Annotated in this window: 10 protein-coding genes; 3 read left to right on the forward strand and 7 right to left on the reverse strand. The window is 62.4% G+C overall.

Translation table 11 applies throughout. The annotated features are described in order from the left end of the window. Positions 1-14 precede the first annotated feature (14 nt). Positions 15-713, forward strand: a complete 699-nt coding sequence (pgl, locus tag ACFPWW_RS23270; RefSeq protein ID WP_377313371.1) for a 6-phosphogluconolactonase — start codon at positions 15-17, stop codon at positions 711-713. A gap of 118 nt (positions 714-831) precedes the next feature. Further along, a complete protein-coding gene (edd, locus tag ACFPWW_RS23275) occupies positions 832-2,661 on the forward strand; it encodes a phosphogluconate dehydratase (protein ID WP_112570847.1) in 1,830 nt (609 codons plus the stop codon). Positions 2,662-2,780: 119 nt separating this feature from the next. On the opposite strand, the gene ACFPWW_RS23280 is transcribed toward edd, so the two are convergent. The 6 genes from ACFPWW_RS23280 to ACFPWW_RS23305 form a co-directional block, all read right to left on the reverse strand. Continuing rightward, positions 2,781-3,194 carry a hypothetical protein gene (locus ACFPWW_RS23280; protein ID WP_377313373.1) on the reverse strand — a complete coding sequence of 138 codons (414 nt, stop codon included), beginning with the start codon at positions 3,192-3,194 and terminating at the stop codon, positions 2,781-2,783. A 115-nt stretch (positions 3,195-3,309) separates the two neighbouring features. Continuing rightward, entirely contained in the window at positions 3,310-4,401 is a 1,092-nt protein-coding gene (locus tag ACFPWW_RS23285; RefSeq protein WP_112570843.1) for an ABC transporter ATP-binding protein, read from the reverse strand. A 21-nt stretch (positions 4,402-4,422) separates the two neighbouring features. Beyond that, the gene (locus ACFPWW_RS23290; RefSeq protein ID WP_112570841.1) at positions 4,423-6,075 is read right to left on the reverse strand and encodes an alpha-glucosidase; all 1,653 of its coding nucleotides are present in this window, start codon (positions 6,073-6,075) and stop codon (positions 4,423-4,425) included. A gap of 36 nt (positions 6,076-6,111) precedes the next feature. Further along, positions 6,112-7,275 (reverse strand): carbohydrate ABC transporter permease, encoded by a 1,164-nt coding sequence (locus ACFPWW_RS23295; protein ID WP_112754999.1) that lies wholly within the window; start codon positions 7,273-7,275, stop codon positions 6,112-6,114. 1 nt (position 7,276) lies between these two features. Next, the gene (locus tag ACFPWW_RS23300) at positions 7,277-8,290 is read right to left on the reverse strand and encodes a carbohydrate ABC transporter permease (RefSeq protein ID WP_112570837.1); all 1,014 of its coding nucleotides are present in this window, start codon (positions 8,288-8,290) and stop codon (positions 7,277-7,279) included. Between the two features lie 170 nt (positions 8,291-8,460). Further along, positions 8,461-9,822 (reverse strand): ABC transporter substrate-binding protein, encoded by a 1,362-nt coding sequence (locus ACFPWW_RS23305; protein WP_377313376.1) that lies wholly within the window; start codon positions 9,820-9,822, stop codon positions 8,461-8,463. A 295-nt stretch (positions 9,823-10,117) separates the two neighbouring features. On the opposite strand from ACFPWW_RS23305, the gene ACFPWW_RS23310 reads away from it, so the two are divergent. Further along, complete coding sequence (locus ACFPWW_RS23310) at positions 10,118-11,143, forward strand: LacI family DNA-binding transcriptional regulator (protein ID WP_113500772.1); 1,026 nt, start codon at positions 10,118-10,120, stop codon at positions 11,141-11,143. 14 nt (positions 11,144-11,157) lie between these two features. Here the strand turns inward: ACFPWW_RS23310 and folD are convergent, their stop codons facing one another. Then, a complete protein-coding gene (gene folD, locus ACFPWW_RS23315) occupies positions 11,158-12,057 on the reverse strand; it encodes a bifunctional methylenetetrahydrofolate dehydrogenase/methenyltetrahydrofolate cyclohydrolase FolD (RefSeq protein ID WP_377313378.1) in 900 nt (299 codons plus the stop codon). Positions 12,058-12,147 lie beyond the last annotated feature (90 nt).

Raw genomic sequence — 12,147 nt, forward strand, 5'->3', positions numbered from 1 at the left:
CAAGGTCCGAAGATATGGCATCGACACTGCATTCCTTCGCCAACGCCGCCGAACTTGCCGCCAGCCTTGCCGACAAGGTTTCCGGCGCCCTTTCGGCCGCCATCACAGCCCGCGGCGCGGCCAGCATCGCCGTTTCCGGCGGCTCCACGCCGAAAGCCTTCTTCCAGACGCTTTCGACGCGCGATATCGACTGGGCCAAGGTGACGATCACGCTGGTCGACGAACGTTTCGTGCCGGCCGACAATCCGCGCTCGAACCATCTGCTGGTCGATGCCAATCTTCTCCAGAACAGAGCCAAGGCGGCGCGTTTCGTGCCGCTTTACCAGCCGGCAACCTCCGTCGAGGAGGCTGCAAAGCTTGCGACGGCAAAGAGCGCCGAGATCGGCATCCCCTTCGATGTCGTCATTCTCGGCATGGGCGGCGACGGGCACACGGCCTCGTTTTTCCCGGGCGGCAACAAACTGAGCGTTGCGCTCAACCCGCAGACGCCGCGCGGCATCATCACAATGGATGCGGAAGGGGCCGGCGAGCCGCGCCTGACCTTCACTTTCTCCGCGCTCCAGGATGCCAAACTGCTCATTCTCCACATTGAGGGCGAAGGCAAAAAAGACGTTCTCGCCAAGGCAGAAGGCAACGGTGACGAGGCAGAGATGCCGATCCGCGCCATTCTGCGCCGGGCCACTTCCCCGGTCGAGATCTACTGGGCTCCCTGATTGAGGCTTAGAGCATGTCGTTACCGCAAAACCGCTTCGCATTTTTGCGCGACATTCTTTGAAGCCGCCGGAGCCGGCGAACAGATACAGACGAACCAGAACAAGGCAGGGATTTTCCATGTCCGCTCACGCACGCATTGCTGCGATCACGAATCGCATTGTCGAACGCTCGAAGCCGACCCGCGAGCGCTATCTGGAGCGCCTGCGCGCTGCCGCCTCCCAAGGCGTCAACCGTTCGGTTCTCGGCTGCGCCAACCTTGCCCACGGCTTCGCGGTCTGTTCCCCCGCCGAGAAGGATGCACTTGCAGGAGACCGCGTGCCCAATCTCGGCATCATCACCGCCTATAACGACATGCTCTCGGCCCACCAGCCGTTCGAGACCTATCCGGCGATCATCCGCGAAGCGGCCGCACAGGCCGGCGGTATCGCCCAGGTCGCGGGCGGCGTGCCGGCCATGTGCGACGGCGTGACCCAGGGCCAGCCGGGCATGGAGCTTTCGCTCTTCTCGCGCGACCTGATCGCCATGGCAGCCGGTGTCGGCCTGTCGCACAACATGTTCGATGCCGCCCTCTTCCTCGGCGTCTGCGACAAGATCGTGCCAGGCCTCGTCATTGCAGCGCTTTCCTTCGGGCACCTGCCGGCAATCTTCATCCCGGCCGGGCCGATGACGTCTGGCCTGCCGAACGACGAGAAGTCGCGGGTGCGCCAGCTCTTTGCGGAAGGCAAGGTCGGCCGCGCCGAGCTGCTGGAGGCCGAATCCAAGTCCTATCACGGCCCCGGCACCTGCACCTTCTACGGCACGGCCAATTCCAACCAGATGCTGATGGAGATCATGGGCTTCCATATGCCCGGCTCCTCCTTCGTCAATCCCGGCACGCCGCTGCGCGAAGCGCTGACGCGCGAGGCAACGAAGCGGGCGCTCGCCATCACCGCGCTCGGCAACGAATTCACGCCGGCCGGCGAAATGATCGACGAGCGCTCGATCGTCAACGGCGTCGTCGGCCTGCATGCGACCGGCGGCTCGACGAACCACACGATGCATCTCGTCGCGATGGCGCGCGCCGGCGGCATCGTGCTCACCTGGCAGGATATTGCCGAGCTTTCGGAGCTGGTGCCGCTGCTTGCCCGCGTCTACCCGAACGGGCTTGCCGACGTGAACCATTTCCAGGCGGCCGGCGGCATGGGCTTCCTCATCAAGCAACTGCTGAAGCAGGGTCTCGTGCACGACGATGTGCGCACCGTCTTCGGCCAGGGTCTCGAAGCCTATACGGTCGATGCGCAACTCGGCGAAAACGGCGCGGTCGTGCGCCAGCCCTCCCCGGAAAAGAGCCACGACCCGAAGGTGCTTGCCAGCATCGAGACGCCCTTCCAGGCCAATGGCGGCCTGAAGATGCTGCGCGGCAATCTCGGCAAGGCGGTCATCAAGATTTCCGCCGTCAAGGCCGAGCGCCATATCATCGAGGCGCCGGCGATCGTCTTCCACAGCCAGCAGGAACTGCAGGAGGCCTTCAAGGAGGGCAAACTCAACCGCGATTTCGTCGCCGTCGTGCGCTTCCAGGGACCCAAGGCCAACGGCATGCCGGAACTGCACAAGCTGACGCCGGCGCTCGGGGTGCTACAGGACCGGGGTTTCCGCGTGGCGTTGCTGACGGACGGGCGCATGTCGGGCGCCTCCGGCAAGGTTCCGGCGGCGATCCACGTCACGCCCGAGGCGGTCGACGGCGGCCCGATCGCCCGGATCAGGGATGGCGACATGATCCGTCTCGACGCGATCAGAGGCACGCTGGAGGTTCTGGTCGATGCCGCCGACATGGCCGAGCGCGAGCCGGTCACCATCGATCTCTCGGAGAATGAATTCGGCATGGGCCGCGAACTCTTCGCGCCGTTCCGCCATGCGGTCGGCCCGTCGGACCAGGGCGCAAGCGTGCTGTTCCACGCCCATCACTGAGCAGAGCGCCACCGGTACAAACGAAAAGGCCCGCGGCCAAATAAACTGCCCCCGAAGTTGGAGGTCCAACTTCGGGGGCAGTTCAAGAAACCGCGGGTTTTCCGTATCCAGCGAGACTATTATGCGCGGATATCGAGGACGTAGTCCTTGTGAGCCGGATGAGTGGAATAGACGAAGATCTTGTTCAACTCCTTCTGCGTCAGCAGCCGCAGGAAGCGAACCTCGATCGTGTTGTTGGTGAAGGTCTTCATCAGGAGGCAGCCGACCTTGGTGATGCGGGCATCCGGGATATCCAGATAAAACTGCTTGGGGAGCGTGTACTGCGTGAGGATCGCCAGGATGGCGCTGCTCATCGAAATGCGAACGATATCGCAGCGGCGCGAAGCGGCGTGCATGACGCCCTTTTCCGTATATTCGATGCGCGCGGCGTTCATCGTGTCTTCCATCTTGAACCGCGATTCGCGGTCGTACATGAAAGACTCCTCCCTGGCCAGGAAGTGCGGTTTTGGCGGTGTTGGATTCGATGCGGCCATGGCCATATTCCCCTCAGTCTTGATGGGAAAAAGGCTAGCACCGCATGTTTAACAGAAAGTGAGAATCCTTCCCGTCCACAGGCTCGGGAGGAAGGATTCCACCAAAAATGGATGGTTATTTTCTGTAGGTGTGACCCGCGGCATCGAAGAGGTGCAGCTTCTGCCTGTCGGCGGCGAAATGCATCTTCTGGCCGCGCTTCACGTCGTAGATTCCGGGCAGCTTGACGATGATCGGTTCGCCCTGAACCAGACCTTCGATATAGAGCAGCGTCACTTCGCCGAGCGCTTCGACGATCGAGACTTCGCCCTCGAAAAGATAGTTCTCGCTGGGCTCGGCGACCCGAAGGTCTTCCGGGCGAACACCGAAGCTTGCCTGCTTGCCCTTTTCCGATGCTGCCGTGGCGATATCGAGCGTCACCGACTTGCCGCCCGTCAGCGTCACCGTGGTCGCCTGGCCGGCTTCGGTGATCGTTGCCGGGATGATGTTCATGGCCGGCGAGCCGATGAACTTGGCAACGAACAGGTTTGCCGGGCGCTCGTAAAGCTCCAGCGGCGCCCCCACCTGCTCGATATTGCCGGCCGAGAGGACGACGATCCGGTCCGCCAATGTCATCGCCTCGACCTGGTCGTGCGTGACATAGATCATCGTCGTATCGGCCATCTGCTCGTTGAGGCGGGCAATCTCGATACGGGTCGCGACGCGCAGTGCCGCGTCGAGGTTCGACAGCGGCTCGTCGAAGAGAAAGACCTTGGGGTTGCGGCAGATGGCGCGGCCGATCGCCACGCGCTGGCGCTGGCCGCCCGAGAGCGCTTTGGGCAGGCGGTCGAGATATTTGGTCAGCTGCAGGCTTTCGGCCGCAGCCCGCACGCGGCGGTCGATCTCCTGCTTGCTCTCGCCGGCAATCTTCATGCCGAAGGCCATGTTGTCGAAGACGGTCATATGCGGATAGAGCGCATAGGACTGGAAGACCATGGCGATGCCGCGCTTCGACGGCGGCACGTCGTTGACCAGCATGCCGTCGATATACATCTCGCCGCCGGTGATGTTTTCCAGGCCGGCGATCATGCGCAGAAGCGTGGATTTGCCGCAGCCGGAGGGGCCGACGAAAACGATGAATTCGCCCTGGTTGATTTCCAGATCGATGCCGTGGAGCACATCCACGGAGCCATAGGATTTGCGGATATCCTTAAGCGTCAGTCCAGTCATTTTCCTCTCCCCTCCTGATCCTTAAGCGAGGCGGGCGAAATACGCCCCCCAGGCCGGAATATCGATCCTGTCGCCGTAATTGTTGCTGGTAAAGCCGTGCCCCGTCAGGGCCTGCCATTCGCCCGCCGGCAAGGTCACGCTGGTTTCCGCCGGCCCCATGTTGAAGATGCAGAGCAGCGTTTCGTTGCCGTATTCGCGCGTGAAAAGCAGCGCGTCGCCCTGCGGTTCCTCGAACTCGATCTCGCCCTTGGCGAAAGCCGGATGCTGCCTGCGGAAAGCGATGAAACGGCGGTAGTGCTCGAGCACGGAATTTTCGTCGCCCTGCTGCACGCTGACGGCGCGCAGGATGTGCTCGACCGGAACCGGAAGCCAGGGCTTGACCGTCGAGAAGCCGCCCTGCGCGACCTGGCTGTCCCAGACCATCGGCGTGCGGCAGCCGTCACGGCCCTTGAATTCCGGCCAGAACTGGATGCCGTAGGGATCCTGCAGATCCTGATAGGCGAGATCGGCTTCGGTGAGCGCAAGTTCCTCGCCCTGATAGAGGCAGACCGAACCGCGCAGCGTCAGGAGCAGCGAAGCATAGAGCTTGGCGAAAGCATCGTGATCGGCGACGAGCGAGCCCCAGCGGCTGACATGGCGCATGACGTCATGGTTGGAAAAGGCCCAGCAGGCCCAGCCATCGGGCGCGGCCGCGCCGAAATCCTTCATGACTTCCTCGACACGTTCCGGCGAAAGCGGATCGGGCGCCAGGAATTCGAAGGCGTAGCACATGTGCATCTTGTCGTTGCCGGACGTATATTCGCCGACGATTTCGAGGCCGCGCTGGCTGTCGCCGACTTCGCCGACGGCGGCAATCGCCGGAAACTCTTCCAGCACCGCACGGAAACGCTTCAGGAATTCGAGGTTTTCCGGGCGGTTCTTGTCGTAGAGATGCTCCTGGAAATTATAGGGGTTCACGGCCGGCGCGGTCGATGCGTTGCGGCGTTCCGGGGCAAGCGCCGGATTGTCGCGCAGCTGCTTGTCGTGGAAGTAGAAGTTGATCGTATCGAGGCGGAAGCCGTCGACGCCGCGCTTCAGCCAGAACCGGACGACATCGAGCAGGCGGTCCTGAACCTCGGGATTGTGCAGGTTCATGTCCGGCTGCGAGGTCAGGAAGTTGTGCATGTAATATTGCATGCGCGTCGGATCCCACGCCCAGGCGGACCCGCCGAAGATCGACAACCAGTTGTTCGGCGGCGTGCCATCGGGCTTGGCATCGGCCCAGACGTACCAGTCGGCCTTGGCGTTGGTCCTGCTGGAACGGCTTTCGACGAACCACGGATGCTGGTCGGAGGAATGCGAGATGACGAGGTCGATCATCACGCGGATGCCGAGGCGATGGGCTTCCGATATCAGCGTGTCGAAGTCGATCAGCGTGCCGAAAATGGAATCGACATTTTCATAGTCGGAAACGTCATAGCCGAAATCGCGCATCGGCGAGGTGAAGAAGGGCGATATCCAGATCGCGTCGGCGCCGAGGCTTGCCACATGCGGCAGGCGGGCGGTGATGCCCTTCAGGTCGCCGATGCCGTCGCCGTTGGAATCCTGGTAGGAGCGCGGGTAGATCTGATAGATCACCGCGCCGCGCCACCAGTCCTTGTCGGCGGTCAGAATGGATTGGGAAGCCACAGTCATGGGATATCCTGTCTAAAAATCATGTCTTGGGATGGATCAGCCTCCCTTGACCGACCCCGCCAGCAGGCCGCGCACCAGATAACGCTGCAGCCCGAAGAAGACGAGCAGCGGAACGATGATGGTGACGAAGGCGGACGCCGTCAGGATTTCCCAGTTGCCGCCGCGCGAGCCGAGCAGCGCGTTCAGCGCCCCGGTCAGCACGAGGTGGTCCTTGTCGGTGCCGAGGAAGACCATGGCCACAAGCAGGTCGTTCCACACCCACAGGAACTGGAAGATCGCGAAGGATGCGAGCGCGGGGAAGGACAGAGGCAATACGATGCGGGTGAAGATCTCGAAGTCGCTGGCGCCGTCGACGCGGGCGGATTCGATGATCTCCTTGGGCAGGCCGGCAATATAGGCCCGCAGCAGATAGATGGCGAGCGGCATGCCGAAGGCGGTATGGGCCAGCCAGATGCCGGGATAGGTCTTCGACGGCTGTCCGATCGCGGTACCGATCTCGTTATAGAGCCTGAGCAGCGGGATGAGCGACATCTGCAGCGGCACGACGATGAGGCCGACGACGAGCGCAATCAGCAGCGCGCGGCCGGGAAACTCCATCCAGCTCAGCGCATAGGCGGCGAAAGCGGCAATCAGGATCGGAATGATCGTCGCCGGAATCGTCACCGTCAGAGAGTTGATGAAGGACTGGCCGATGCCCTCGCTGGCCAGAACGGTCTGGTAGTTCCGCATGGTGAATTCGGGTGGCGCGGAGGCGGCAACATAGATGCGGCGGGGACGCTCGTCCGGCGCGAAGGCGGCGTTCTTCATGTAGCGATAGCTGCCGTCGCTGTTGATGACGAGGCTCTCGCCGTCGCCGAGATCGGCGGTCTCGCCGGCCCCGAAGGCCGAAGGCTGCTGCACGCGCACGCCAAAAGCCTTGACCGAGCGGCCGGGCTGATCCGCCAGGACGTTGCCCGTTATGACGTAGACATCGCCCTCCTGTTTCTGCTGGTCGGGCGTGCCGAGGCGCACGGCAACCGTCTGCGTGGAGCCGGCAAAGGCGGTCCACCAGCCGGAAACGGTGATCTGGTCCCTGTCGCGCAGCGCGCTGACGAAGATGCCGAGCGTCGGCACCAGCCAGATGACGACGATGACGAGAACGCAGAAATGGACGAAGAGACGGGCGGGGCCGATCTTGAAATAGCGTGAGGCTGTCGTCATCTCAGCGTCCCTTCATTTCGGCATTGGCACGGCGCACGTTCCACACCATGATCGGTGTGACGGCCAGCATGATGATGATGGCGATGACGGCCGATCTGCCGGAATCGCCGCCGCCGCGGAACATCCAGTCGAACATCAGGTTCGCCAGAACCATGGTCTGCCACTGACCGTTGGTCATGGTCAGCACGATATCGAAGACTTTGAGGACGAGGATGGTGATCGTCGTCCAGACGACGGCGATCGTGCCCCAGATCTGCGGCACCATGATGCGCCAGAAGATCTGCCAGCCGTTGGCGCCGTCGATGACGGCAGCCTCGATCGTCTCCTCCGGGATGCCGCGCAACGCGGCCGAGAGGATGACCATGGCGAAACCGGTCTGGATCCAGACCAGGATCACCATCAGGAAGAAATTGTTCCAGAAGGGAATGGAGATCCACACTTCGGGCGTGCCGCCAAAAGTCTGCACGATGGCGTTGAGAAGGCCGATCTGCACATCGTTGCCGCCGCGATATTCATAGATGAATTTCCAGATGACGGAGGCGCCGACGAAGGAGATCGCCATCGGCATGAAGACGATGCTCTTGGCGATATTGCCCCACCAGATGCGGTCGGTCATGACGGCGATGACGAGGCCGAAAAAGGTGCAGGCGGCAGGCACGACGGCAAGCCACAGGATGTTGTTGAAGATCGACTGGCGGAATTCGCGGTCGTTCAAGGCCCACAGATAGTTGGTCGTACCGACGAACTGATTGCCCGACCGGTCGTAGAAGGACAGGATGAAGGTCGCGACGACGGGATAGACGAGGTAGACGACCAGCAGGAAGAGTGCCGGGCCGAGGAAAAGCCAGGGGCGGATCATCGCGCGCCGGTTCAGATTGCGCGAGGCCTGGCGGATATCGCCGTCCCGCACCGGCAGGGCGAGATCGAGGATCTTGTTCGAGAAAAAGAAATAGGCCGAACACGCGAAAACGGCGACGACCACGACGCCCAAAGCGGACACAATCTGCGACAGCATTTCGTCCCTCCCCTGCTTCCCTGTCTTATTCTGAAGGGTTAAGGCCGGATGCCGTCAATACATCTCGTGTGTCTGGGCGCGGGATCCGGCACGACCGGGCTCCCCCTCCGGAACCCGGCCGCTCATTCCGGTGATGCCGCCGGCTGCCCGGCGGCATGGATTCAAAGGAGTTACTTGATGCCGTCCCAGGCGCTCTGGATTTCGGCTGCGGCATCCTGAGCGGATTTGCCGCCGACGAAATCGACCATGCCGGTCCAGAAGGCGCCGGCGCCGATCTTGCCGGGCATCAGGTCCGAACCGTCGAAGCGGAAGGTGGTGGCCGAGGTCAGGATCTCGCCTTCCTTCTTCATCTGATCGTTGGCATAGGCATCGACATTGACGCCCTTGTACGGCGTCAGGAAGCTCGACTGCGCCATCCAGACTTCATGCGCGATCGGCGTCTTGAGGAAGTCGATGAAAGCGCGGGCCGTCGGAGAATCCTTGGCGATGGAGACGAGCGTGCCCGCACCGAGAACCGGCTTGCCGAGGTCGGCATGCGAGGCATAGGTCGGCATATAGAAGAAGTCGGCATCGGTGCCGAGCTTCGTGCCTTCCGGGAAGAAGGACGGGATGAACGAAGCCTGGTGATGCAGGTAGCACTTCGGCGGAACGGCGAAGAGGCCCTTCGGGCTGTCGCGGAAGTCGGTCGAAGCGACAGCCGCAACGCCGCCGTCGACGTATTTTTCGTTCTTGGCGAACTTGCCGAATTCGTCGATCGCGGCCACGACGGCCGGATCGGTGAACTTCACTTCGTTGGTGGTCCACTTGTCGTAGACGTCAGGCTTCTGCGTGCGCAGCATGATGTCTTCGACCCAGTCGGTCGCCGGCCAGCCGGTCGCGCCGCCGGAACCCAGACCGATGCACCAGGGAACCCCGCCGTCCTTGACGATCTGGTCGGTCAGGGCGTGCAGCTCTTCCATGGTCGTCGGGACCTTGTAGCCCGCTTCCTCGAAATTCTCAGGCACGTACCAGACGAGCGACTTGACGTCGGCCTTGTACGGGAAGGCGAAGAAGGCGTCCTTGCCGTCCTTGCCCTTGTAGGTGCCGTAGCCGACCCAGCTGTCGCCGGCGCCGTAATTGTCCTTGACCCATTTCGATGTGTCGTCGCCGAGCGGCGTCAGGTAGCCCTTGCTGGCGAGATCGGCGAGCAGGCCCGGCTGCGGCAGGACCGCGATGTTCGGCGGCGAGCCGGCCTGCGTGTCGATGACGATCTGCTGCTCGTAATTTTCCGAGGAGGAATATTTGGCGTCGATGCCGGTGGCTTCGACGAAATAGGCGAGAATGCTCTGGAAGAAGGCTTCGTCTTCGCCGCGCCAAGGGCCGAAGATCGTCAGCGGCTGCCCCTTCAGGTTGGCATGCGCAGCCTTGAAGTCGTCATAGCTCTTCCAGTTGAACTTGGCGTCCTGGCCCGGAGGGAATTTCAGATCCGCGGCCGACGCAGCGCCGGCAAAAAGCGCCGCAAGTGCAACGCCCATCAGGAATGACTTTTTCATGTGATCAACCTCCCATCACAATCCGATAGCGCAGAATTTCATTCAAAGGAAATTTCAAAGCGCTTTGACAAAGCAACTCATTCACTTTCGCTGGAATGAAGTCAAGCCATTTTGCGAAAACGGCGGGAATGCCGCCACTATATCGCTTTGCAGCAAGGCTTAATGGGGAATATGGAGCGATTTTCCTTGAGTCAAGCGCAGCAGATGCTACATATTTGAAAGCGCTTTGGGAGCCATTGGGAGGTGGCGGCCATTATTTGACGGCCACAGGGCAGGCCGGGAGGAAGCATAGCAGGTGAATCTCAAACAGCTATCGGAATTGCTGGGGCTTTCGCAGACGACCGTGAGCCGCGCGCTCAACGGCTATCCCGAGGTCAACGAGGCGACCCGGGAACGCGTGCTCCGGGCAGTCAAGGAAACCGGATATCGGCCGAACAAGGCCGCCCAGCGTCTTGCGACCGGCAAGGCCGGCTCGATCGGCCTCGTCATGCCGACGGCACCCGGCCATCAGTCGGACGTGCATTTTGGCGAGTTCCTGACCGGGCTCGGCGAGGAAGCCGTGCGCCACGACTTCCACTTCGTCATCATGCCGGCCGACCCGGACGATGAGGTGGCGGCACTGCGGCGCCTGGCGATCAGCGGCAATGTGGACGCGCTCTTCGTCGCCTATATGCGCGGCCACGACCCGCGGCTCGCCATGCTGAAATCGCTTTCCATGCCCTTCGTCGTGCACGGCCGCTCCTTCGGTTCCGAGCCGGATTATCCCTATCTCGACATCGACAACGAGGCCGCCTTTTACGATGCGGCGCGGCTGCTGCTGCAGCTCGGCCATACGCGCTTTGCGCTGATGAACGGGCCGGCGCATCTCGACTTCGCCATTCGCCGCAGGAACGGCCTCGTTGCTGCCCTTAGCGAACGCGGGCTGGAGCTGAAAGAGGACTGCACGAGCCATACCGTCATGTCGGACGAAGAGGGGCTGATCGCCATGGAGCGCTTCCTGCAGCTTGACGAGCGGCCGACCGCCATCCTCTGCTCCAGCACGGTGCTTGCGCTTGGCGCGATCCGGGCCGTCAATCAGGCCGGGCTGAAACTCGGCGAGGATATCTCGCTGATCGCCCATGACGACGTGCTGCCGCTGCTGAAGCCGGAGAATTTCTCGGTGCCGCTGACGACCACGCGCTCGTCGCTGCGCGCCGCCGGCGTGCGCATCGCGCAGCGGCTGATCGGCACGGTCAAACAGGCAGGCCCCTTCCCGGAGCAGGAACTCTGGAAGACCGAGCTGATCGTCAGGGCCTCGACAGGCCCTGCCCCGCAGGGTTGAGCGAAAGAGCCTGATCAGAATGCCGGCGCGGTCAGCCCCGCCGAACGATGAGCGGCAATCACCGTATTGGCCATCAGCATGGCGATCGTCATCGGGCCGACGCCGCCCGGAACCGGGGTGATGACGGCGGCAACCGGGGAGACTTCCGCAAAGGCGACGTCGCCGACGAGCCGGGTCTTGCCCTCGCCCCGTTCGGGAGCCGCGATGCGATTGATGCCGACGTCGATGACGGTGGCGCCGGGCTTGACCCAGTCCGCCCGGAGCATTTCCGGGCGGCCGACGGCAGCCACGAGGATATCGGCGTTGCGGCAGATTTCCGAAAGGTTCTTCGTGCGCGAATGCGCGATCGTCACGGTCGCATTGGCATTCAGCAGCAGCTGCGCCATCGGCTTGCCGAACAGGTTGGAGCGGCCGATGACGACGGCATTGAGGCCCGAAAGGTCCTCGCCATGGGTACGGCGGACGAACACCATGGCGCCGGCCGGCGTGCAGGAAACGAGACCCGTCTTCAAATCGCCGGTCGCAAGCTTGCCGGCATTGACGACGCTCAGGCCATCGACATCCTTTTCCGGCAGGATCGACTGGATGATCGGTTCGCTGTCGAGATGTTTCGGCAGCGGCAGCTGCACGAGAATACCGTGGATCGAAGCGTCCGCATTGAGCGAGGCCACGAGTGCGGCCAACTCCTCCTGCTTCGTTTCGGCGGGCAGCGTGTGCTGGACGGACTTGAAGCCGCACTCCTTGGCCATGCGGCTCTTGGAACCGACATAGGTGTGGCTTGCCGGATCGTCGCCGACGATGATGACCGCAAGACCCGTGCGGATGCCCTTGGCGGCTTCGAGCGCGGCATTTGCCGATTTCACGGTTTCGATTACCGAAGCGGCAACCTGCTTGCCATCGATTACAGTCGTCACGCGTCTTCTCCGCCCAATTTCGCGACAGTCTATTCGCCCGCAGCGGGCATGATTTCCCGATAACGCCCTATCACGTCTAAAAACGGCAAA

Origin of the sequence: Rhizobium sp. GCM10022189, from assembly GCF_042656325.1 — a bacterium.
Classification (GTDB): domain Bacteria; phylum Pseudomonadota; class Alphaproteobacteria; order Rhizobiales; family Rhizobiaceae; genus Rhizobium.